This is a genomic window from Streptomyces sp. NPDC012466, assembly GCF_042955215.1.
Taxonomy (GTDB): domain Bacteria; phylum Actinomycetota; class Actinomycetes; order Streptomycetales; family Streptomycetaceae; genus Streptomyces.
The window spans coordinates 176,535-199,866 of the sequence record NZ_JBIBEQ010000007.1 but is presented as its reverse complement, the minus strand read 5'-3'; the positions used below and the strand labels follow the sequence as shown (position 1 = coordinate 199,866).

Below are 23,332 nucleotides of genomic sequence, written 5' to 3'. Positions count from 1 at the left end.
CGCGTTCCTGGAGACCGGCCACCGCCTGGCCCAGGCCGAGGACGACCGCGTCACCATCGCCCGCATCCTCGCCGACCCGACCATCAGCGCGGCGCTCCGGGCCGCCGCCGAGGATGCCATGGACGGCACTCCGGAGGAGCTGCGGTACTTCCTGGAGGTCGGGCGGTACGAGATCGACGGCTGAGCCGTACGGAGCGGGCCGGCTGTGCCGCCGGCCCGCTCCACCGGCACTCTCAGTGGAAGAAGTGCCGCGTCCCCGTGAAGTACATCGTGACGCCGGCCTTCTGCGCGGCCTCCACGACCAGTTCGTCGCGGACCGATCCGCCGGGCTGGACCACGGCCTTCACTCCGGCCTCGGTGAGGATCTCCAGGCCGTCCGGGAAGGGGAAGAACGCGTCGGACGCGGCGTACGCGCCCGCGGCGCGCTCGGCGCCCGCCCGCTCGACGGCGAGCTTCGCGGAGTCGACGCGGTTGACCTGCCCCATGCCGACGCCCACCGAGGCGCCGTCCTTGGCGAGCAGGATCGCGTTGGACTTCACCGCGCGGCAGGCCTTCCAGGCGAAGGCCAGCTCGGCCAGCTCGTCGGCGCTCAGCGCCTCGCCGGTCGCCAGCGTCCAGTCGGCCGGGTCGTCGCCGTCGGCCTGGAGGCGGTCGGTGACCTGGAGCAGCGCGCCGCCGTCGATGGGCTTGACCTCGACCGGGGCCGAGGGGCCGTCGGGGCAGCGCAGCACGCGGATGTTCTTCTTCTTGGTGAGGGCCTCCAGGGCCCCGTCCTCGTAGCCGGGCGCGACGATGACCTCGGTGAAGATCTCCGCGACCTGCTCGGCCATCTCCTTGCTGACCGGGCGGTTGACCGCGATCACACCGCCGAACGCCGACAGCGGGTCGCAGGCGTGCGCCTTGCGGTGCGCCTCGGCGACGTCCGCGCCGATCGCGATGCCGCACGGGTTGGCGTGCTTGATGATCGCGACGCACGGCTCGGCGTGGTCGTACGCGGCACGGCGGGCGGCGTCCGTGTCCGTGTAGTTGTTGTACGACATCTCCTTGCCGTGCAGCTGCTCCGCCCGGGCGAGACCGCCGCCCTCCGGGGAGGCGTAGAGCGCGGCCGGCTGGTGCGGGTTCTCGCCGTAGCGCAGGGTGTGCTCGCGCTCCCAGGTGGCGCCGAGGAAGTCGGGGAACCGCGACTCGTCGACGGGGGCGTAGGAGGAGGCGAACCAGGAGGCGACCGCGACGTCGTAGGCGGCCGTGTGCTGGAAGGCCTCGGCGGCGAGCCGCTTGCGGGTGGCGAGGTCGAAGCCGCCGTTCTGGACGGCCTTGAGCACATCGGCGTACCGCGCGGGGCTGGTGACGACCGCGACCGACGGGTGGTTCTTGGCGGCGGCCCGGACCATCGAAGGGCCGCCGATGTCGATCTGCTCGACGCACTCGTCGGGCGAGGCGCCGGAGGCGACGGTCTCGCGGAACGGGTAGAGGTTGACGACGACGAGGTCGAACGGCTCGACACCCAGCTCGGCGAGCTGCCGCCGGTGGTCCTCCAGGCGCAGGTCGGCGAGGATGCCGGCGTGGACCCGGGGGTGCAGGGTCTTGACCCGGCCGTCCAGGCACTCGGGGAAGCCGGTGAGCTCCTCGACCTTGGTGACGGGGACGCCGGCAGCGGCGATCTTCGCGGCGGTGGAGCCGGTGGAGACGAGCTCGACCCCGGCCTCGTGGAGCCCGCGCGCGAGGTCCTCCAGCCCGGTCTTGTCGTAGACGCTGACGAGCGCCCGGCGAAGGGGCCGCTTGTTGCTCTCGGCGGTCACTGGATAACTACCTTTCGTCCCTCAATGCGATGGCCGTTGCGGGCGAGGCGCCCCACGACCTCGACGAGCAGCCTTCGCTCGACTTCCTTGATGCGCTCGTGCAGAGCGCCTTCGTCGTCCTCGTCCCGGATCTCCACCACGCCCTGCGCGATGATCGGCCCGGTGTCGACGCCGTCGTCGACGAAGTGGACGGTGCAGCCGGTGACCTTGGCGCCGTACGCGAGCGCGTCCCGTACGCCGTGGGCCCCCGGGAAACTGGGCAGCAGCGCGGGGTGCGTGTTGACGAACCGCCCGCCGAACCGCGCGAGGAACTCCTTGCCGACGATCTTCATGAACCCGGCGGAGACGACGAGATCGGGCTCATGGGCGGCGACGGCCTCGGCGAGGGCGGCGTCCCACTCCTCGCGGCTGCCGTGGTCCTTGACCTTGCACACGAAGGTCGGCAGTCCCGCGCGCTCGGCACGCGCCAGCCCTTCGATCCCCTCGCGGTCCGCGCCGACGGCCACGATCTCGGCCCCGTACTCCTGCGCGCCGACGGCGGCGATCTCGTCGAGCAGCGCCTGAAGGTTGGTGCCGGATCCGGAGACCAGCACGACGAGGCGCTTGGCGCGCGGGGCCACGGGCTTGGCGGCCACGGTGGAGGCCTTTCTCGGGGAAATGTCTGTCCAAGGTGGCCGGCGCTCAACGTTTTGTACATTCATACGAATGCTTCGCGTCCCCGGATACGGGGAAGCCTACGAACCGGCCGACCGTCAGCAACGATACCGGCACACCGGACGGCCCCCACGGGACGGGGGCACGGCCGGAAGGTAGCGTCTGGGCGGAGCCGGTTCGGGAACGACGTCCGGACGTGGTGCGTTCAGGAGGTGACGGACCCGGGTCCGACGCCGTTCCGTTCCGTCCACTCATTCCTCCTCACCAACGGGAAGACGCTCACTTGATGCCGGACCGCAGCCTGCGACTCCTCACGTTCCCCCAGCTGTCGCCGCAGGGAGGGGAGCGCGGCGCCGTGCTGCTGCGGGAGCGCTCCAGCACACCGCCCGACGCGCCTTCGGGCGGCGACGGCGGGGACGGGCGGGGGCGCGGGTCCCAGGAGGACAACCCCTTCGCCCCGCCCCCCGAGGGCACCCCGGACCGGCCCTGGCAGCCGCGACGCCCGTCGGGTGACGGCTCCCAGGATTCCGGAGACGGTGGCGGGCGCGACCGCTCGTCCTGGGGCAGTCAGTGGAGCGACCGGCAGCCCGGCCGTTCCCCCGGCGGCTTCGGTGAGCGTCCCCGCGGCGGGCCCGAGGGCCAGGGCGGCCCCCAGGGCGGCGGCCCGAACATGCGCTGGGACCCAACGGACCCCGCGCAGCGCCGGGCGCGCTATGCCCTGCTGTCGGGCATGTGGGCCTTCTTCTTCGCCCTCTTCAGCTGGCCGTACGTGGCCCTGCTGCTCGGCGCGCTCGCCCTCTACTGGGCCATCAGCTCCCTGCGGGCCAAGCCCCACCGGCCCGACCCGGACTCCCCGGCCCCCGAGCAGCAGGGCGGCCGTCCTCAGACGACGGCGGCGGTGAGCGGCCTGGTCACGGCGTCCCTGGCGATCGCCCTGGTCGCCGCGTCCTTCACGGCGCAGCTGGTCTACCGCGACTACTACACGTGCACCAACGACGCCCTGACCAACGAGGCGAAGCAGTCCTGCTCCACGCTTCTGCCGGAGAAACTCCGGGGGTTCCTGGAGACGGACGACTGACGCCCTAGCGGTTCTCCGGCGGGGAGGGCCGGTCGGGCGGGGCCGGAGCGTCGTGCGGCTCGGGGGCCGGGCCGGGCGGCAGGAAGTCGTACTCGAAGGGCTCGTAGGGGGCGTACGGGGCGTAGGTCGTGTCCGGTTCGGGGTCGGAGGGGTGTGGCGCCGGGGTGGCGTCCGCCGGTGCCGTGTCGCGCCCGGGGCGTCCCGGGTCACCGACGCCCCAGGCGCCTCCCGGATCTCCTGGATCCCAGAAGTAGGCGGCGCCGTCGTCGCCCCTGGCGCGCGCGGCACCCGGACCGGCGTCGGCGGCTTTGGAACTCCGGGAACGTCCGCCGTCGTCGTAGCACCCGGCACCCCCGGCGGCGTCGACCGCTCCGGCACCCCGGAAACGTCCGCCACCCTCGAAGCCCCCGGCCCGCCCGGTACCCCCGGCGGCGTCGGCCGCTCCGGTGCCCCGAGAATCCCCGGCTCCCCGAGACGCCACGGCCGCCCGACTGGCGTCGGTGGCTCCGGCGCCCCCGGCCACTCCCGCGATCCCGGCGACCCCGGAGACCCCGGCGACCCCGGTGCGCGTGAACCAACCGCGGCCGAGCCGTACACCCTTCCGCAGCCGCCCGGCCCCATGGGCGCCCTGAGCCGTGTCCTCCCGCTGCCTGCCGATCGTCGGCTCCGCCGCCCGCGGCGACCGGCACCGCCAGGCCCGTACGCCGATCGCCGTCGGGATCGCCGGCAGCCCCAGCCAGGCCAGCGTCGCGGCGCCCACCTGCCACCAGACCGGGCCGAAACGGGACAGCACTCCGGAGCCGAGGGGGCCGCCCGACAGCGCGGCCAGCCCCCCGAGCACCACGGCGCCCAGCAGAGAAGCCAGCGCCGCGGCACGGGCCGTGCGGCCGGTCGACCAGACCTCGGGCCGCGCACTGCCCGGCCTCGTCGCGGCACCCTCCGCGGACGCCGCCCGCTTGGCCACCGTCCAGCCCACGACCACCCCGGCGACCATCGGCACCACCCCGGCCGCCCAGTGCAGCGGCGTCCCCTCCCCCGCCTCCGGCACCGCCGCCAGCAACGGAAACGGCGGCAGGAACGGGGCCGGAGCCGAGGACAGCGGACCGACCGCGTGGCCGGCACCGAGGGTGAAACCCGGGCCGAGGGCGTAGGCGGCACCCCACACCGCCGCGTTGGGGACGAGGGCCGCGCACAGCAGCAGCACGGCGAACCGCCCCGACCACCCCTCGGTCAGCCGGAGCAACGACGCCTGGGCCGTCGCGCCATGCCCCACCAGCGACACCGTCACCAGCAGCGCACCGCCGCCGAGGAGCACCGCCACCCCGGCCGCCGCCGCCCGGGCGGCGACACCCGGGCGCCCGTCCGGGCCGAGCACCAGCGGGCGCACTCCCACCGGCAGCGCACCCAGCAGCCGCCGCAGCGGCCTGTGCGGACGGCCGTACGCCGACCACACGCCCGCCCCCGCCGCCACGACGGCGACCAGCAGGACGCACACCCCCGTCCCCACCCAGGACGGGCGCAGCGCCCCGCCGGCGGCGTACAGGGCGGCGGGCACGGCGACGGCGACGTACCCGAGGACCACGCCCGCCCACGCCGTGCGAGGGGCGACCGGGGGCGGGGCCGCGACCGGCCCGGCGTCCGCCCCCGAGTCGTCGTCCTCGTCTCCTCCCCCACCGTCCGTGGCGTCTCGTGCCGCCCGGTGCAGCAGCCACACCGGCAACGCCAGCAGCAGCAGGGGCGGGATGCCCATGGGAGCGGGGACACCGGAGAGCGTGTCGGTGCGGACCAGCTCGGCACCGTGCGCCAGCAGCCACAGAGCCGCCGCCACGTGCATGGCCCCGCCGGGCCCGCTGTCGGGATACGGCGAGCTGATCCACAGCAGCATCACGAGCACGGCGAACGACGCGAGTCCCAGGCCCGCCGCGAGCGCACCACCCGTGAAACCGCCGGCCAGTCCGGGCGAACGGTCGCGCATCCGGGTGAGCAGGGGCGACGGCGAACGTCGGCGAGCGGTCATCTCGATCACGACCGCCATGCTCCCAACGACACGCGCTTTCCCGTCGTAACAGGCGAACCCTCGCTGTGTCGCTCAATATACGTTTATGTTCTTTTCTGGACGGAGGGGCGCCCTGTGACACAGAGCCCTGCCATCCCCCTCCCCCCGCCCAAGGAACGCCGACGCCTGCGCGAGGCCGCCTCGCTGACGCGGGCTCAGCTGGCATCCCGGGTGGGCGTCACCAGCGAGACGGTGCGCGGGTGGGAGACCGGCCGCTCCACGCCGCGCGGCCGCAAAGGGGAGAAGTACGCGAAGCTGCTCAACTCACTGGGCGAGGAGGCGGAGATGACCTCCCCTCAGGAGAACGCCGCCGATGCCGGTGAGCCGGTGACTTTGCCCGGGGAGGCGGCTTCCCGGCGAGCCGCCCGGGCCCGGCGCAAGCCCGCTCCCACCGACCGGAAACGGCCCGCCGCGAAGGACCGGAGCCGAGGACCCGTCACCGTCCCCGACCGGAGCAACACCCCTGTCCCCCACGGACACCGCGTCATCCTCACGGACCGCCCGCGTACGACGTCACCGCGCCGGCCGGACGACGCCATCGCCGCCCTGACCCCCGACCAGGCCTTCGACGCCCTGTACGCCTTCTGCGCCCCCGCCCTCGTCCGGCAGACCTACCTGCTGACCGGCCGCCGCGAACTGGCCCGGGAGTCGGTGGAACGGGCCTTCCAGATCGCCTGGCAGAGGTGGCCCGAGGTGGCCCGCGACCGCGACCCGGCGGGCTGGGTGCGTGCGATGGCGTACGAGTGCGCGCTCTCCCCGTGGCACCGGTTCCGGTCGCGTCACCGGTACCCCGAGCCACCCCCGCCCGACGCCCTCGACCGTGCGCTGATGGACACCCTGCTGAAGCTCCCGCCGTCCTACCGCCGCACGCTCGTGCTCTACGACGGGGTCGGGCTCGGCCTGCCGGAGACGGCGGCGGAGACGGAGGCGAGCACCCGCGCTGCCGTGAACCGGCTGGCGCACGCGCGCGAGGCGGTCGCCGAGCGGCTGCCGGAGCTGGCGGACCCGGAAACTCTGCACTGGCGGCTGGTCGAGCTGGCCTCCACCGAGCGGCTGCGTGCCTCCACACCCCTGACCGTCCGCAGGGGCGGCGAGCGCCGGGCCCGCTTCTGGACCCGGGCCGCCATCGCCTTCACGGTCGCCCTGATCGGCACCACGGCCCTCACCGTCCGCACGGCCCCCACCCACTACGAGCCGCCGGTACCGGCGGGAGAGACGGTCCAGGGCGTGCCGCCACCGGTCGCTCCCGGACCGCTGTCGGAGTCGGAGCGGGAACTGCGCGCGAAGCTGCGCGAGGAGGAGCAGAAGGGCCCCGACCGATTGCAGCCGCAGCCGCGGTGACGGGCGGGACGGAACCGGCCGACGCGGCGGTCGCGCAAACGGGCCATTGCGGCGCGCGAGCGAGCCGTCGGGCGCGGCGGAACCGGCCGGCGGGGCGGGCACGGCGCTCGACCGCGGACAGGCCGATGGGCCCGCCCCCGTTCGGGGAGCGGGCCCATCGGTGTGCGCTACGGCGTCGTTCAGCCGGTGAGGCTGTACTCAGCTGCCGAGAATGGCGCGCGCCAGCTTGGCCGTCTCGGTCGGCGTCTTGCCGACCTTGACGCCGGCGGCCTCGAGGGCCTCCTTCTTCGCGGCGGCCGTGCCGGAGGAGCCGGAGACGATGGCGCCGGCGTGGCCCATGGTCTTGCCCTCGGGCGCGGTGAAGCCCGCGACGTAGCCGACGACCGGCTTCTTCACGTTCTCCTTGATGAAGGCCGCGGCCCGCTCCTCGGCGTCGCCGCCGATCTCACCGATCATGACGATCAGGTCGGTGTCGGGGTCGGCCTCGAACGCGGCGAGGGCGTCGATGTGGGTCGTCCCGATCACCGGGTCGCCACCGATGCCGACGGCGGAGGAGAAGCCGATGTCGCGCAGCTCGTACATCATCTGGTACGTCAGCGTGCCGGACTTCGAGACCAGGCCGATGCGGCCCGGCTTGGTGATGTCGCCCGGGATGATGCCGGCGTTGGACTGGCCCGGCGTGATGAGACCGGGGCAGTTCGGGCCGATGATCCGGGTCTTGTTGCCCTTGGACACGGCGTACGCGTAGAACGCGGCCGAGTCGTGGACCGCGATGCCCTCGGTGATGACGACCGCGAGCGGGATCTCGGCGTCGATGGCCTCGACGACCGCGGCCTTGGCGAACGCCGGCGGGACGAAGAGCACGGACACGTTCGCGCCCGTCTTCTCGATCGCCTCGGCGACCGTGCCGAAGACCGGGATGTCGTTGCCGTCGATGTCGACGGACGTGCCGGCCTTGCGGGGGTTCACGCCACCGACGATGTTCGTGCCGTCGGCCAGCATGAGCTTGGTGTGCTTCATGCCCGTGGCACCGGTCATGCCCTGGACGATGACCTTGCTGTCCTTGTTGAGGAAGATAGCCATGGCTGTTTAGTCCCTCGTCCCTTACTTCGCAGCCGCGAGCTCGGCGGCCTTGTCGGCCGCTCCGTCCATGGTGTCCACACGCTGCACCAGCGGGTGGTTGGCGTCGGAGAGGATCTTGCGCCCGAGCTCCGCGTTGTTGCCGTCCAGACGGACGACGAGGGGCTTGGTGACGTCCTCACCCTTGTCCTTGAGCAGCTGCAGCGCCTGGACGATGCCGTTGGCGACCTCGTCACAGGCGGTGATGCCACCGAAGACGTTGACGAAGACGGACTTGACGTCCGGGTCGCCGAGGATGATCTCCAGGCCGTTCGCCATGACGGCGGCGGAGGCGCCACCGCCGATGTCGAGGAAGTTGGCCGGCTTGACGCCGCCGTGCGCCTCACCGGCGTACGCGACGACGTCCAGGGTGCTCATGACGAGACCCGCGCCGTTGCCGATGATGCCGACCTCGCCGTCGAGCTTGACGTAGTTGAGGTTCTTCGCCTTGGCGGCGGCCTCGAGCGGGTTGGCCGCGTCCTTGTCCTGGAGGGCCTCGTGCTCCGGCTGACGGAACTCGGCGTTCTCGTCCAGGGAGACCTTGCCGTCCAGGGCGATGACGTCACCGGAGGCGACCTTGGCCAGCGGGTTGACCTCGACCAGGAGGGCGTCCTCCTTGATGAAGGTGTCCCACAGCTTGACCAGGACGTTCACGACCTTGTCGGCGACCTCGGCCGGGAACTTGGCGGCCGCGACGATCTCGCGGGCCTTCTCCTCGGTGACACCCTCGTTGGCGTCGATCGGCGTCTTGGCGACGGCGTCGGGGCGGGTGGCCGCCACCTCCTCGATCTCCATGCCGCCCTCGACGGACGCGATGGAGAGGAAGGTGCGGTTGGCACGGTCCAGGAGGAAGGAGACGTAGTACTCCTCCACGATCTCCGGGGCCGTCTCGGCGATCATCACCTTGTGGACCGTGTGGCCCTTGATGTCCATGCCGAGGATGTTGGTCGCGTGCTCGACCGCCTCGTCGGGGGTGGCGGCGAGCTTGACGCCACCGGCCTTGCCGCGGCCGCCGACCTTCACCTGGGCCTTGACGACGGACTTGCCACCGAGGCGCTCGGTGGCTGCGCGGGCCGCCTCAGGCGTGTCGATGACTTCACCGGCCAGCACCGGTACATCGTGCTTGGCGAAGAGGTCCCTCGCCTGGTACTCGAACAGGTCCACGCGCTTCCGTCCCTATCAGTGATCTCGCGGTTCGTTGTCTGCGTGGGCGTGCCGCGAGGGCAACGTGACGTCCGCTGTCTGTCACAAGGGAGGCGCACACGGTGTCCGAGCGCGCGGCATGTCCGTCTCGCAGGTTATCGCTGCTTGCGGGGGGCCTCTAAATCGAGGGTCACACCTGAGCGGTGATACCTGTCACATGATGCCGCGCTCTCTGGCACGGCGTGCCGGGGGTGAGGGGCCTCACCGGGCTGGGGTTGACCCGGTGAGGCCCGCCGGACACCTCCGGAGGAGTACCGAGGCCCTGTTCAGGGCCCGGCTCTCCGGGGTGCGGGCCGGTCGGTCCCCACCCCGATGGGGATCACCCGGCCCTTCCACGAGGTCTCGGTCCCGGACAACCGACGGCTTTCGGCCGTACGGGCGTGAGGCCTCGTGAAGCACTTGGGGGAAGGGCCGCCATGGGCGTCCCGGACGGGTCTGCTGCAAGCCGCCCGGGTGATCCGTTCGTACTAGCCGGGGAAGAGGGGGATGTCCCGTTGGCCGCCCCTGGTGCCGGCCAGGGGGGTGCGGGCCGCGGCACCGGGCACGAGCCTGAGCGGTGCCCGGCGGCCCGGGGGGAGGGCGTGGGCGTCGCCGTGACGCGACGAGCCGCTGTCGGCCATGACCCGATTCCCGAGCACCCCGGGACGGCCGTCTGCCGGGTGACCGGCCGGGGTAAGCCCGGCGTGCGGGGAGGGAGGGGCCGGGCGGAGGTGATGTGAGCGGTTCGGACGGCCGGGGTGGTCCACCGGTCTGACGTGGTGGGCACGGGTGGCGTGCGGCCCGCTGCCCCGGGCGGTGGCGCCCGGGGCCGTGGTCCGCTTCGGAAGAACGACCCCTCGCGCCGCCGTCCCTTCCGGTTGCGGGCCAGCCGTGACCGGGGCGGGGAGAGGGGGGCCCGATGGCTCCGGCTGACCGGGGAGCAGGGGGAGGCCGGGCAGGTGGCCCGGTGGTGCCGACTGGCTGCCGGGTAGCGGGGGGAGCCCGGGCACTCCGGGCAGCGCTACGTGCTCGCCGGGTGGGACGGGGAGGGCCGGCAGCGCGACTGATCCGGGCGGTCCGGGCAGGTCCGGCAGTCCGGGCGGGTCCGGCAGTCCGGGCGGGTCCGGCAGCGGGGGCGAGGCGGGCAGCGCGGGCGAGACCGACAGCGCAGGCACGGTGGGGAGCACGGAATCGCCGGGCAGCCCCGGCTTGCCCGGCAACCGTGGCAGGTCCGGCAGCACGGGCGAGACCGACAGCGCAGGCACGGTGGGGAGCACGGAATCGCCGGGCAGCCCCGGCTTGCCCGGCAACCGTGGCAGGTCCGGCAGCGCGGGCGAGACCGGGGGTTCAGGCAGGTCGGGCGGAACCGGGAGGTCGGGCAGGGCCGGGCGTACTGCCGGCTCGGGCAGCGCCGAGAGGTCGGACCGCACCCGGAGGTCGGACAGTGCCCGGCGACCCGACAGCGCCGGGATCGACGGCTGCTTGGGGGACCTGTTGCGCTCCAGGTGCCTCGGTCGCTCGGCCTTCGCCGTCACCGCCGTCACACCGGCACGGACCTCCGGTGACGCCGCCCCGCCGTTCTCCGCATACGCCCGTTCCCCCCATAGGAGCCCGATGACCAGCAACCCGCCCACCAGCAGCGCCACGTGGAGCGCGCGTCGCCCGGCCACTGTGCGCGGCATGCGCAACACGGCATCGGGCAGGGCTGCTGACCAGATCAAGTGGGGGCTTCCTCCCGTGCGACGGAAGCGGTACCGCCCAGCCGGCATCACGCACGGCCGAGCAGGCGCCGATCCTCGCACGGGAGTGCGGAGGTTGCGCAAGCCCTTACCCACCGACGGGCCGTCATGTCCGCTTCGCTGCTGCACGCCGGACGACCATGCATCGACCAAGTCGCCATCCGACCCTCACGCGCAGCCCTCCACGCACAGCCCTTCAGGCGGAAGCCCTCACGCGGAACCCTTTCAAGCCGAGTTCTTCACGCCGCGTCCGGTATCGGCAACGGCCGCTTCTCGATCGCCGCGGCCATCACCTCGGGAAACAGATCGGGCGTGCACGCGAAGGCCGGTGCCCCCAGCGCCGCGAGCGCCGCCGCGTGTTCCCGGTCGTACGCGGGTGCCCCCTCGTCCGAGAGCGCCAGCAGCGTCACGAACTGCACGCCCGAGGCCTTCATCGCGGAGACCCGTTTGAGCATCTCGTTGCGGATGCCGCCTTCGTAGAGGTCGCTGATCAGCACGACCACCGTCTCCGCGGGCCGGGTGATCTGCGACTGGCAGTACGCGAGCGCCCGGTTGATGTCCGTGCCACCGCCGAGCTGCGTGCCGAACAGCACGTCGACCGGGTCGTCCAGTTGGTCCGTGAGGTCGACGACCGCCGTGTCGAAGACGACGAGTCGCGTGGAGATCGTCCGCATCGAGGCGAGCACCGCCCCGAACACCGATGCGTACACAACGGATGCCGCCATGGATCCCGACTGGTCGATACAGAGGATGACCTCCTTCTTGGTGGACTGGGTCGCCCGCCCGTAGCCGATGAGCCGTTCCGGCACGATCGTTCGGTACTCGGGCAGGTAGTGCTTGAGGTTGGCCGCGATCGTGCGGTTCCAGTCGATGTCGTGGTGGCGGGGCCGGCTGATGCGGGCGCTGCGGTCCAGCGCACCGGTGAGGGTGGCCCGGGTGCGGGTGGCGAGCCGCTTCTCCAGGTCCTCGACGACCTTGCGCACGACGGCCCGGGCCGTGTCCTTCGTCGTCTCCGGCATCGCCTTGTTGAGTGACAGGAGCGTGCCGACGAGGTGCACGTCGGCCTCCACCGCCTCCAGCATCTCCGGCTCCAGCAGCAGCGTGGCGAGTCCGAGCCGGTCGATGGCGTCGCGCTGCATGACCTGCACGACGGAGGACGGGAAGTAGGTGCGGATGTCCCCGAGCCAGCGCGCCACGGACGGCGCCGACGCCCCGAGCCCCGCCGAACGGTCCCGGCCGCCCTGTGACGCGCCGTCCTTCCTGCCGTAGAGCGCGGTGAGCGCGCCGTCCATCGCCGCGTCCTGCCCCGACAGCGCACAGCCGGTGCCGTCCGCCGCGTCGCCTCCGAGCACGAGCCGCCACCGCCGCAGCCGCTCCTGAGCCGGGTCCGTCGTCCGGGACGTCATCCCCGTCCTCCCTGGCGAGCCCGTTCCCACAGCGGGATCACCGGCACGGCCGTCGCCGGCCGCCCTTCCGCCCGGAGCCCGCCCGTCGCGGTGTCCCTCTCTTCCGGTGTCGTCGCCCGCTCCCTCAGTGCCTGGGTCGTCATCCCCTCACCCCCGTCAGGTCGTTGCCGGTGTTCTCGTCCACTTCGTCCAGCCCGAGCAGCAGCCGCACGACCGGCAGCACGGCGTCCGCGCGCGCCGGGTCGAGCTCGGCCGCGAAGCCGGGTGTCCCAGCGCCGGTGACGGTCGCGCCGCCCCCGGCTCCCGGTCCGCGTCGGACCAGTTCACCGATGGTCCGGCGCACGCCTGGCTCGTACGCCGAGAACGTCCGCCGCAGCAGGGGCAGTACGTCCGTGAAGGCCTCGGCCGGCACGCCGGTCAGCCACGCGTCGACCAGCCCGAGCAGCCGTTCGTCGTGCACCAGGAGCATCCCGCCCCCCGAGCCCCCTCCGACGAACCCCTCGATCCACGCGGCGGCGTCGGCGGGCGGTGTGCCCGGTGACAGGACGAGTCCCATCAGCAGTGCCGCCTCGTCCTGTGCCAGCTCCCCGTCGTCGAGCAGGAGCCGCACGGCCCGCCCCCGGATCACGCCGGGCACGGTGTCCCGCCCGGACAGCACCCGCAGCACCGCCTGCCAACGGCCTCTCAGACGGCCGTTTCCCTCCGCGGGCGCGTCGCCCAGGAGCCCGACGGCTCCGTGCACCGCGTCCACATGACCTCGCATCTCCTCGGCGGCGTCCGCGTCGAGCGCGGCGCAGGCGGGGGGCAGCCCGACGAAGACCCGCTCGGCGAGTCCCGCCGCGACCTCCGCCAGGGCCCCGGTGTCCGTGCCGCGCACGTCGCCGTAGCGCAGCGAGCGGACCAGGGCCGGGAGTGCCTGGGCGAGATGGCCGACGTCCGTGTCGAGGGCCGCCCGGTCGGCGAGGACCCGCATCACGGTGGGCAGCGCGTCGGGCAGTTCGGCCAGCAGGCAGCGCTCGGCGAGCCCCGTGACGTCGGCGAGGCCCTCCGCGGTGACGGCGTCCCCCTCCGCCTTGGCCGTCGCGGCGGACAGGACGGTCGTCCCCCACACTCCGGCCTCGGCGACCCGCACGGCCAGCTCGGGCTCCCAGCGCAGCCGCCACGTCTCCCGGAAGGTGCCCGTGCTGCCCCGGGAGGCGGCCGGTTCACCCCACGCGATGCCGAGCAGCCGCAGCCGGTGCAGCAGCCTGCTGCGGGCGGCGTCGTTTTCCTTCCGCAGGTCGAGCTCGACCTCCCGCTCCAGCGCCTCCGGTTTCAGCCGCAGCCGGCGTTGCAAACGGGTGAGGTCCCGCTGCAACGGCACGGCCGGCGCCGACGGCGGCACCTCCCCCAGCACGTCCCCCACGACGAGGCGGTCCCGCACCAGTGCCAGCGGCACGTCCGAGCCCTCGCACATCACCGCCCGCACCGCGTCGGTCGTCTCGCTCAGGCCGGGCAGCGGACGGCCGCGCATCGCCGCCAGGGTCTCGGCCAGCCGCACCGCCTCGATGACGTGCGCGGAGGAGACCATCCGGTCCTCGGCGCGCAGCAGCCCCGCCACCTTGGTCAGCCACCGCTCGACCGGCCGGTCCGGGGCGCTGAACAGGTGCCCGTACCAGCCCGGCGAGTCGATGCCGGCCCCGTACCCGCTGTCCCGGGACAGCCGGCGGTGGGTCCACGGCACCCAGGTCATGTCCGTCTTGACCTTGGGCAGCCCCTTCAGCAGCGCCTTGTCGGCGGCGACGGTGGTCTTCTGCCGCAGGGCGGGAACGTGCCAGGCCCCGCAGACGACCGCCACGGCGTCCTCGAACTCCCGCTGGGCGGCGCGCACCTGGAGCCGCATGTACGCCTCCCGCACGAGGTCCCGGTCGTGTCCCCCGCTGCCGTAGGTCTCCCGCAGCGCGGTCATGGCCTCCTCGAGCGCGGTGAACGGCGCGAGCGCGTCGCCCGCTCCCGCGCCCCGGTGTTCCACGACGTCCTCCCACCACCGCTCCGGGTCGTCGTAACCGGCGGTTTCGGCGAGCACTGCGAGCGGATCGATCCGCAGGGCGGCCGGGCCAGGGGCGGTGTCCCCGTCCGCCGCCTTCTCGGCCTCCGGGGGGCGTTCGCCCTCTGCCGCCGCCTCGTCCTCCCGCCCACCCCAGGCCAGCGTGTGGGTGGCGGGCAGGTCGATGAAGCGGGCCGGCACGTCGTGTTCCAGGGCCCAGCGGAGGGCGACCCACTCCGGGGAGAACTCGGCCAGCGGCCAGAACGCCGAGCGGCCGGGCTCGTCCACGGCATGGGCGAGCAGGGCGACCGGCGGACGCATCTCCTCGTCGGCGGCGAGCGGGACCAGCGCGTCGGCCTCGGGCGGCCCCTCGATCAGCACGACCCGCGGCCGGACCTCCTCCAGCGCCGCCCGCACCGCCCGCGCGGATCCGGGCCCGTGATGCCGCACCCCGAGCAGCACCGGCCCCGCCCCGGCCGCCTGGCCGACGGCCCTTTCCACACCGGTCACTTCATCCCCCTCCCGTCCCACACGCCCGATCCCGCCGGCAACCGCCGCCCCACCCCCCGGGGCTCCCGCCCCGCGTCGCTCACACGCTCACCTCGCGGCAGGCCCGGTAGAAGTCCTTCCAGCCGTCGCGCTCGCGGACGACCGTCTCCAGGTACTCCTGCCAGATGACCCGGTCCGCCGCCGGGTCGCGGACCACCGCGCCGAGGATGCCCGCGGCGACATCGCCCGGCCGCAGCACGCCGTCGCCGAAGTGGGCCGCCAAAGCCAGTCCGTTGGTGACGACGGAGATCGCCTCGGCCGTGGACAGCGTGCCGCTGGGCGACTTCAGCTTCGTGCGGCCGTCGGCCGTAACCCCGTCGCGCAGCTCGCGGAAGACCGTGACGACCCGCCGGATCTCGTCGAGCCCCTCGGGCGCGGCCGGCAGGTCGAGGGAGCGGCCGATCTGGTCGACGCGCCGCGAGACGATGTCGACCTCGGCCTCGGGGCTCTCCGGCAGCGGCAGCACCACGGTGTTGAAGCGGCGGCGCAGGGCGCTGGACAGGTCGTTGACCCCGCGGTCGCGGTCGTTGGCCGTGGCGATCAGGTTGAAGCCGCGGACGGCCTGCACCTCCTGGCCCAGTTCCGGTATCGGCAGCGTCTTCTCCGACAGGATCGTGATGAGCGTGTCCTGCACGTCGGCCGGGATCCGGGTCAGTTCCTCCACGCGGGCCGTCATGCCCTCCGCCATGGCCCGCATGACGGGGCTGGGCACGAGGGCGTCGCGGCTCGGGCCGTGGGCGAGCAGCTGCGCGTAGTTCCAGCCGTAGCGGATGGCCTCCTCCGGGGTGCCGGCGGTGCCCTGCACCAGCAGCGTGGAGTCACCGCTGACCGCCGCCGCCAGATGCTCGGACACCCAGGTCTTCGCCGTGCCCGGCACGCCGAGCAGGAGCAGGGCGCGGTCGGTGGCGAGCGTGGTGACGGCGACCTCGACGATGCGGCGCGGTCCCACGTACTTGGGGCTGATCACCGTGCCGTCCGGCAGTGTGCCTCCGAGCAGGTAGGTCGCGACGGCCCAGGGCGACAGCTTCCAGCGGGCCGGGCGCGGACGGTCGTCCTGGGCGGCCAGCACGGCGAGTTCATGGGCGAAGGCATCCTCGGCGTGCGGTCGCAACGCCTGGGCCGCGTTCGTCTCCCCCGCTTCGACGGACGTCGGCTCAACGGCCACAGTCATGGCAAAGTCCCCCTCCAGCTCGGCCGGTTCGGATCTGGCACCAACGTTGCACCACCCCACTGACAATGCGTTCCGACCTGCGAAAACATCCTGCGGAGGCGATCGCGGACCCGATTGTCAGTGGTGGGATCTACCTTCGATGGCATGACTCAGCAGGGGGTGCGCTGGACGGCGGACCAGGTGCTGGCACTGGCACCTGACGCCGCATCACGCAAAGCGGGAAGCAAACTCGGCGCGGCGGGGCCGTGGTCCGAGGCCGGGAGTTCCGACGAGGGGGCGGTGTGGGGGCTGTGCAAGGGCAGCGGAAGCAAGCCGTATCAGACGGTCGTGGACATCGCGGACGCCGCCGGGCCCGCGTACAAGTGCAGTTGCCCGAGCCGCAAGTTCCCGTGCAAGCACGCCCTCGGGCTGCTGCTGCTCTGGGCCGGCGACGACGCCGCGGTGCCGCCAGGGCAGGCGCCGGAGTGGGCCGGGCAGTGGATGGCGGGGCGGCGCAAGCGCGCGGAGGAGAAGAAGGCCGGGGACGGCTCCGGTGCGCCGTCCGGGTCCGCTGATCCGGAGGCGGCGCGGCGCCGGGCGGAGCGCCGGGCCGAGCGGGTCACGGCGGGCGCGGTGGAGCTGGAGCAGCGTCTGACGGACCTGCTGCGTAGTGGCCTGGCGACGGCGGAGCAGGCGGGGTACGGCCTCTGGGAGGAGACGGCGGCCCGCATGGTCGATGCCCAGGCCCAGGGTCTGGCAGGCAGGGTGCGGGAGTTGGGGGCGATCCCGGCGACGGGTCCTGGCTGGCCGGTGCGGCTGCTGGAGGAGTGTGCGCTGCTGCATCTCCTCGGCCAGGGCTGGCTGCGCCGCGAGCGGCTCCCGGACGGCCTCGCCGCCACGGTCCGCTCCCGGATCGGACTCCCGGCCTCCGCGGACGGCCCGCCGTTGCGGGACCGCTGGCTGGTCCTCGCGCAGTACGACACGACGGACTCGCGCCTGACGACCCGCCGGATCTGGCTGCACGGCGCCGAGTCGCGCCGGACCGTGCTGCTCCTCTCCTATGGCGCCGCCGGACGCGCCCCGGAGCTGGCACTGCCGGTGGGGCTGGCCCTGGAGGCGGAGGTGTCCGCGTACCCGGGCGCCGGGCGACCGCGGGTGGCCCTGGGCGAGCAGTTCGCCCCGCCCGCGCCCGCGGCGATACGTCCGCCGGGGATGACGACGTCCCAGGCGGTGGCCCGTTACGGCGACGCCCTGCGCGAGGACCCGTGGCTGGAGTCCGTTCCGGTGACGCTGGACCGGGTCGTCCCGGCTCCGGACGGCGGCTCCTGGCAGCTGGCGGACGCCGACGAGGACGCGGCGTTGCCGCTCACTCCCGCCGCGCGTTCGCGGCCGGGCCTGTGGCGGCTGGTCGCCCTGTCGGGCGGTGCCCCGGTCAGGGTGTTCGGCGAATGCGGCCACCAGGGCTTCACCCCGCTGACGGCCTGGCCCGAGGGCCCGGGCGAGGCGGTCGCCCTCTGCTGAGCCGGCGGCACCGCCCCCGGCACCAGCACCAGCACCAGCACCAGCACTGACCCAGGCACGGACACCGGCCCCGGTCCCGCCCATGGCCACCCGGCCACCCGGCCCGGCGCACGCATCCCACAGATCCACGAATCTTTCAGGCATCGCGGGACAACCGATAAGGGCGAGCCTTCAACCACCGGGGCGCCCCGCGGAAAGGAAGCTCATGACCAGGACCTCCGCTCCTGTGGACGCGCCCGGCGCGGACGCCTGGGAGGGGCTCGTCACCACCGCGCTGCTGGGCACGGACCGGCGCACCCCGCCGGGCAGCGCTCCCGGCCCGGACGCACCCGCGGCCCTGCTGGACGCGGCGGCCGTGCAGACCGTGCGGCGACGGGCCGGTCTGCGCCCGGGGCGAGCGGCCGAGCGACCGCAGCCGGCTCCCGAGGACGCGCGTCCGGCCCTGCCGCCTGCGGCCGCCCGCAGACTCGCGATGCTGCTGGCCGACCGGCCCGGTCCGTCCGGCGGGGGCCGGCGCGGCGCCGCACCCGACCTGGTGGAGCTGCTGCCCCAATGGCTCGCGGCGGCGAACGCCCGTGGTTTTGCACCGCCCCCGCAGGTGCTTCCGGCGCTGCTGGACGCGGCCCGGGGGCGTACCGATCTGCGCCCGGCGGCACTGGAGTTCGCGGGGCCGCGGGCCCTGTGGCTGGCGCGGCTCAACCCGGACTGGCGGTTCGCCCTGCGCGCGACCCCGGGCGGCGGAGCGGCCCTGCCGCAGCCCGAGGACGACGACAGGATCCAGCGGCTGTGGCAGGAGGGCCTGTTCGCCGAACGGGTCGCCCTGCTGTCCGCGCTGCGCTCACGTGAACCGGCCGCCGCACGCGACCTGCTGACGGCCACCTGGGCGACGGAACGGGCCGAGGACCGGCTGATGTTCCTCGACTCCCTGCGCGCGGGCCTGGGTCCGGACGACGAGCCGTTCCTGGAGCAGGCCCTGGACGACCGCAGCCGCAACGTCCGGGCGACGGCGGCGGAGCTGCTGTCGTCCCTGCCCGGTTCGGCGCTCGCCGCGCGCATGGCGGTCCGGGCGGAAGCCTGCGTCGCCATCGACCACATGCGGACCGCGCGGCCCTCGGGGACCGGCAGCGAGAACGACGGACCGGGGGGAGACGGACCGGGGGGAACCGCGCAGAACACCCCGACGATCGTCGTCGAGGCGCCGCACGAGTGCGATCCGGGCATGGAGCGCGACGGCGTCGTGGCGAAGGCCCCGGCGGGTCGGGGAGAACGGTCCTGGTGGCTCGGTCAGTTGGTGGAGGCGGCGCCGCTCGGCACCTGGTCACGGCGGCTGGGCGGGCGTACTCCCCGGGAGATCGTGGCGCTGCCGGTGGCGGACGACTGGCAGGGCGAGCTGCACGCGGCATGGTGCCGGGCGGCGGTGCGCCAGGAGGACGCCGAGTGGGCCCGCGCGCTGCTCGGTGAGCCGTCGGCGCCGGAGGCGGGTGGCCCGGGGGCGGTGTCCCTGGCCGAACGCGCCAGGCTGCTCGGCACGCTGGGCGCGGCGGAACGGGCCGAGTGGGTGGCCGGCTTCATCGCCACGCACGGCCTGTCCGAGGCCTTCCAGCTGCTGGGGGTGTGCGCGGTGCCCTGGGCCGCGCCGCTCGGTGGGGCCGTGGTGGACGCGCTCAACATCGCTCGGGACGCGGGGAGTTATCCATGGAGTTTCAGCGGGGTCATGGGCCTGGCCGAGCGCTGCCTCGAGCCGTCCGAGGCCGTCCGGCTCGACGCCCTGCTGGCCGTGCCGGACGAACCGGAGAACGCGTCTCCCGGAGCGGGCGGCTACTGGGCGGAGGCCTTCCAGCGCCTCGTCACGACCCTGCGTCTGCGTGCGGCGATGGCCGAGGAGCTGGGAGCGGCCTGACCCCTGCCCGCCCGCCCGACGACGGCGGCCCACCAGCAGCCGGCGAGTGCCGGGCGTGCCGACGACCGGAACGAACAGGACGACAGGAACGAACGGGACGGCCGGAACAGCCGGAACGACCGGGACAACCGCCGGAAGCGGCCGCCCCGCTGAAAGATCTCACCCGAGTCGGGGAGGTACCGGCTCGGGCCCCGGCCCCGGCCCCGGCTGGATACGGCGACCCCGGCCGGCCCGCCGGAGGCCTACGCTTCGGCGGGCTGACGCGCGTTCGTCCGCACCCAGTCCACGATCGACGCCGTCGTCGCGCCCGGAGTGAAGATCTCCGCGACGCCCTTCTCCTTCAGCAGGGGAATGTCCGCCTCGGGGATGATCCCGCCGCCGAAGACCAGGATGTCCTCCGCGTCCCGCTCCTTGAGCAGGTCGATCACCGCCGCGAAGAGCGTGTTGTGCGCCCCGGAGAGGATGGACAGCCCGATCGCGTCGGCATCCTCCTGGAGCGCCGTGTCGACGATCTGCTCGGGAGTCTGGTGGAGCCCGGTGTAGATGACCTCCATACCGGCGTCGCGCAGGGCCCGCGCGATCACCTTGGCCCCGCGATCGTGGCCGTCGAGCCCCGGCTTGGCCACCACCACGCGGATCGGACCGGCTGCCACACCCATCACTGCCTCCATGAAGCGACTACATCCATCCGTACCGACAAGTACCGCACACATCGGGCAAGCCGTACACGCCGCACCGCACGGACACCCCACCCCGAACCGTCCGGGCAAGTGAACGAACGTTATCTCCAGCATCCCGCAACCGGCAGTTTCGCGGTGCATAGCGAGGGGGAAATCACATGGTGGGACAAGCGCAAGGGGAGCCGCATCGGGGTTGCCGTACCGCCGCGCCGTCCACCACACACAGCGGCGGTCAGGTGCTTCGGCGAAGGCACGCAGGGCAAGCACCGCACGTACAGCACGCAGGGCGGACACGGCACACCAGCGGGGAATCTCGTCACCCCACCGATCGGGGACCTCCGTCGCACCTCCGGCGTCACACACGCCACACGCCGCGCTCCAACCCCGCAGCTCACGCGGCTCACGCCGCTCTTGCGGTCATCACCGGCCGTCTTCGCAGCTGCTTCCCACGAGGGCACACGGGGGGCGGAGCCGTCCTCCAGGGTGCCGACAGGAGGTCGGCCATGAAGGTCACCAGGGCTGCTCTGCCCTTTCTGCCGCTCTGCGAGCGCCTGCTGCCGAGCAGGATGGCGGGACTCCCCCTGGCCCTGCTGAAGGCCACCGCCCTGGAGCTCGCGATCCTGGCCGGGCATCTCCTCCTCTACCCGTCGGGCATCACCCAGGAACGACGAGCCCCCGTTCCGGCACCGCCCACGGACGGCGCCGCCCAACTGCCCACGCGGGCCAAGCCCCCGGTCGTCCTGTTGCACGGCTTCATCGACAACCGCTCGGTCTTCGTCCTGCTGCGCCGCAGTCTCGCCCAGCACGGCCGGCAGCGGATCGAGTCCCTCAACTACTCGCCGCTGACCTGCGACATACGTGCCGCGGCCGAGCTGTTCGGCCGGCACATCGAGGAGATCTGCGAGCGCACCGGGTCCCCGCAGGTCGATGTCGTCGGCCACAGCCTCGGCGGTCTGATTGCGCGTTACTACGTGCAGCGCCTCGGCGGCGACACACGTGTGCGGACCCTTGTCACGCTCGGCACGCCGCACGCCGGAACCCGAGTGATGCCCGTGGCGAACGCGCACCCCATCGTGCGCCAGATGCGCCCCGGCTCACCGGTGCTCGAGGAGCTCGCTCTGCCCGCCCCTGACTGCCGTACGCACTTCGTCAGCTTCTGGAGCGACCTGGACCATGTGATGGACCCGGTGGAGACGGCCTGCATCGACCATCCCGACCTGACGGCGCAGAACGTGCGCGTGACCGGCATCGGCCATCTCGCCCTGCCCGTGCACCCCGCCGTCGCCAACGGCATACGGCAGGTTCTCGACACGGCCCACCCGGGCGAACCGGCCGCCGAACACACCGGCGGCCTGACGGTCGCCTGAGACTCGTCATACAGCGGGCACACATCGCCGAAGCACCGATCAACATCGAACAAACTTCGAACACAGAACCAAACCCGTGCCCGCAGTCCGCCAAAACACGGCCGAATGCCCGTTTCCTGCGCGCGTGAAACCTGCCGAAGATTGTCGTGCCCGCGTACCGCCGGGTACAGTCGCCGCACTGCTCTGGCAGCCCCTGTTGTCGAGGCGAAAGAGAAGTTGGTGAACGACCGTCACCCGTCGGGGACCATGACCCCGGCTCCGGCTTCCGACGCCGCCTCGGCGCACTACGCGTCGTACGGCACCGAGGAAGCCCAGTACGGCGACTTCACCACGTACGGCGACCAGGCCGCCACCGGATTCGTCTCCACCGGTACCCACGGCGCCGGTTTCGATGCCTCCGGACCCGCCACCACGAGCTTCGCCACGGACCCCCTCTTCGGCGACATGCCGGGCGGCGGCCAGGACACGGGCACCTACGACACCGGTCAATGGCCCACCGGCACGCACGAGAACGTGCACTACGACGCGTACGCTGCCCAGCACCACGCCGCCTACGACACCGGCGTCTACGACACGACGTCCTGGACGGGCGAGCAGCAGCCGATGTCGGCCATCCCGTCACCGGCCCCGTCCCCCGACGCCACCGGGCAGTGGGAAGCCGGCGCCTGGCTCCAGCCCGACCAGTCCGGCAACCCCGCCGACCACACCCAACAGTGGGACTGGGGCACGCAGACCTTCGACACGGGCGCCTACGACGCCACGCAGTGGAACTCCGACGGCACCGCCGCACCTTCCCCCGAGGCGTACGAGCACGCTGCTGAAACCTTCGACCAGCACGAGACCGCGACGTTCGAGCAGGTCGCCTACGACGAAACCGCCGAGGCCGGCTACCGCGACCCCGCCGGGGACGGCGACGAACCGGCCGCCACCGGCGAACTGCCCGTCGTCGCCCCGCTCCTGGACGGCCAGGAGGACGTCGACGCCGCTCCGTCCCCGCGGGCGGCCTCGCGCGCCGGGTCGCGTTCCCGCCGCCGTACGCCCCCCAGGCGTTCGGCGCTGATGACCATCGCGGTGCCCTCGGCGTGCGTGATGGGTGTCGCCGGGATCGCCGCCGCCTCCGTCGGCAGCTTCGCCGACGACAGCGCAGCCGAGGCCCAGACGACCGCGGCGGACGCACAGCCCGTCAAGCCGGCCGCCGCCAACAACAAGTTGGACACCCAGCTGCAGAGCCTCGCCGCCGGCGCCGACGACTTCGCCGACCGGGCCAGTCGTACGCAGGAGCGCATCGACCTCAAGGCCCAGCAGGCGGCCGAGAAGAAGCGGGCGGCGGAGGAGGCGGCCCGCAAGGAGCGGCTGCGCCCCAAGTTCGCCCTGCCGGTCGCGCGGCACGGACTCAGCGCCTACTACGGCCAGTCCGGCATCAACTGGATGTCCCTGCACACCGGCATCGACTTCCCCGTCTCGTACGGCACGACCGTGATGGCCGCCACCGACGGCACCGTGCGCACGCAGTGGAACAGCGCGTACGGCAACATGCTCATCCTCACCGCGAAGGACGGCACGGAGACGTGGTACTGCCACCTCTCCACCTACACGGTCCCCTCGGGTACGACCGTGAAGGCCGGCGATCCGATCGCGCGCTCCGGCAACTCCGGCAACTCCACCGGCCCGCACCTGCACTTCGAGGTGCGCCCGGGCGGCGGCTCGGCGATCGACCCGCTCCCGTGGCTGCGCAGCCACGGCATCGACCCGACGTAACGTCCCG

General features: G+C 73.3%; 16 protein-coding genes and 1 pseudogene. 7 read left to right on the top strand and 10 right to left on the bottom strand.

All coding sequences use genetic code 11. The features are described 5' to 3' along the window. Positions 1 to 184, top strand: a pseudogene (locus ACFY9E_RS25755) (hypothetical protein); the annotation flags it as partial. Between the two features lie 49 nt (positions 185 to 233). Here ACFY9E_RS25755 and purH read toward each other — a convergent pair. After that, positions 234 to 1,799 carry a bifunctional phosphoribosylaminoimidazolecarboxamide formyltransferase/IMP cyclohydrolase gene (purH, locus tag ACFY9E_RS25750; protein WP_390987861.1) on the bottom strand — a complete coding sequence of 522 codons (1,566 nt, stop codon included), beginning with the start codon at positions 1,797 to 1,799 and terminating at the stop codon, positions 234 to 236. Further along, the gene (gene purN / locus ACFY9E_RS25745) at positions 1,796 to 2,434 is read right to left on the bottom strand and encodes a phosphoribosylglycinamide formyltransferase (protein WP_390987860.1); all 639 of its coding nucleotides are present in this window, start codon (positions 2,432 to 2,434) and stop codon (positions 1,796 to 1,798) included. The genes purH and purN overlap by 4 nt, the downstream gene beginning before the upstream one ends. A 305-nt stretch (positions 2,435 to 2,739) precedes the next feature. Here purN and ACFY9E_RS25740 point away from each other — a divergent pair, with 305 nt between their 5' ends. Next, entirely contained in the window at positions 2,740 to 3,531 is a 792-nt protein-coding gene (locus tag ACFY9E_RS25740) for a hypothetical protein (RefSeq protein ID WP_390987858.1), read from the top strand. A 4-nt stretch (positions 3,532 to 3,535) separates the two neighbouring features. Here ACFY9E_RS25740 and ACFY9E_RS25735 read toward each other — a convergent pair whose 3' ends face one another. Continuing rightward, positions 3,536 to 5,566: a DUF6350 family protein gene (locus ACFY9E_RS25735; RefSeq protein WP_390987856.1), complete on the bottom strand. Its 2,031-nt coding sequence runs from the start codon at positions 5,564 to 5,566 to the stop codon at positions 3,536 to 3,538. Between the two features lie 96 nt (positions 5,567 to 5,662). Here ACFY9E_RS25735 and ACFY9E_RS25730 point away from each other — a divergent pair, with 96 nt between their 5' ends. Then, positions 5,663 to 6,928 carry a helix-turn-helix domain-containing protein gene (locus ACFY9E_RS25730; protein WP_390987855.1) on the top strand — a complete coding sequence of 422 codons (1,266 nt, stop codon included), beginning with the start codon at positions 5,663 to 5,665 and terminating at the stop codon, positions 6,926 to 6,928. Positions 6,929 to 7,126: 198 nt separating this feature from the next. On the opposite strand, the gene sucD is transcribed toward ACFY9E_RS25730, so the two are convergent. The 6 genes from sucD to ACFY9E_RS25700 all read right to left on the bottom strand — a co-directional run bounded on the left by sucD (position 7,127) and on the right by ACFY9E_RS25700 (position 16,120). Next, positions 7,127 to 8,011, bottom strand: a complete 885-nt coding sequence (sucD, locus tag ACFY9E_RS25725) for a succinate--CoA ligase subunit alpha (RefSeq protein ID WP_031132986.1) — start codon at positions 8,009 to 8,011, stop codon at positions 7,127 to 7,129. Between the two features lie 21 nt (positions 8,012 to 8,032). After that, on the bottom strand, positions 8,033 to 9,211 hold the full coding sequence (sucC, locus tag ACFY9E_RS25720) for an ADP-forming succinate--CoA ligase subunit beta (RefSeq protein ID WP_390987853.1): 1,179 nt from the start codon (positions 9,209 to 9,211) through the stop codon (positions 8,033 to 8,035). Positions 9,212 to 9,717: 506 nt separating this feature from the next. Then, on the bottom strand, positions 9,718 to 10,911 hold the full coding sequence (locus tag ACFY9E_RS25715) for a hypothetical protein (protein ID WP_390987851.1): 1,194 nt from the start codon (positions 10,909 to 10,911) through the stop codon (positions 9,718 to 9,720). 296 nt (positions 10,912 to 11,207) lie between these two features. Further along, a complete protein-coding gene (locus ACFY9E_RS25710) occupies positions 11,208 to 12,374 on the bottom strand; it encodes a VWA domain-containing protein (RefSeq protein WP_390987849.1) in 1,167 nt (388 codons plus the stop codon). Between the two features lie 139 nt (positions 12,375 to 12,513). Beyond that, on the bottom strand, positions 12,514 to 14,910 hold the full coding sequence (locus tag ACFY9E_RS25705) for a DUF5682 family protein (RefSeq protein WP_390987847.1): 2,397 nt from the start codon (positions 14,908 to 14,910) through the stop codon (positions 12,514 to 12,516). 79 nt (positions 14,911 to 14,989) lie between these two features. Next, positions 14,990 to 16,120 (bottom strand): AAA family ATPase, encoded by a 1,131-nt coding sequence (locus ACFY9E_RS25700; RefSeq protein ID WP_390987845.1) that lies wholly within the window; start codon positions 16,118 to 16,120, stop codon positions 14,990 to 14,992. Positions 16,121 to 16,264: 144 nt separating this feature from the next. Between ACFY9E_RS25700 and ACFY9E_RS25695 the strand changes: the two genes are divergently transcribed. Both ACFY9E_RS25695 and ACFY9E_RS25690 read left to right on the top strand, forming a co-directional pair. After that, on the top strand, positions 16,265 to 17,620 hold the full coding sequence (locus ACFY9E_RS25695) for an SWIM zinc finger family protein (RefSeq protein ID WP_390987844.1): 1,356 nt from the start codon (positions 16,265 to 16,267) through the stop codon (positions 17,618 to 17,620). 205 nt (positions 17,621 to 17,825) lie between these two features. Continuing rightward, positions 17,826 to 19,520: a DUF5691 domain-containing protein gene (locus ACFY9E_RS25690; protein WP_390987842.1), complete on the top strand. Its 1,695-nt coding sequence runs from the start codon at positions 17,826 to 17,828 to the stop codon at positions 19,518 to 19,520. A gap of 242 nt (positions 19,521 to 19,762) precedes the next feature. Here the strand turns inward: ACFY9E_RS25690 and ACFY9E_RS25685 are convergent, their stop codons facing one another. Then, positions 19,763 to 20,179 (bottom strand): cobalamin B12-binding domain-containing protein, encoded by a 417-nt coding sequence (locus ACFY9E_RS25685; protein ID WP_062928665.1) that lies wholly within the window; start codon positions 20,177 to 20,179, stop codon positions 19,763 to 19,765. A gap of 524 nt (positions 20,180 to 20,703) precedes the next feature. Here ACFY9E_RS25685 and ACFY9E_RS25680 point away from each other — a divergent pair. Together ACFY9E_RS25680 and ACFY9E_RS25675 are read left to right on the top strand one after the other, a co-directional pair. Further along, the gene (locus tag ACFY9E_RS25680; RefSeq protein ID WP_390987840.1) at positions 20,704 to 21,567 is read left to right on the top strand and encodes an alpha/beta fold hydrolase; all 864 of its coding nucleotides are present in this window, start codon (positions 20,704 to 20,706) and stop codon (positions 21,565 to 21,567) included. Between the two features lie 219 nt (positions 21,568 to 21,786). Further along, on the top strand, positions 21,787 to 23,325 hold the full coding sequence (locus tag ACFY9E_RS25675) for a peptidoglycan DD-metalloendopeptidase family protein (protein WP_390987839.1): 1,539 nt from the start codon (positions 21,787 to 21,789) through the stop codon (positions 23,323 to 23,325). Positions 23,326 to 23,332: the final 7 nt, after the last annotated feature.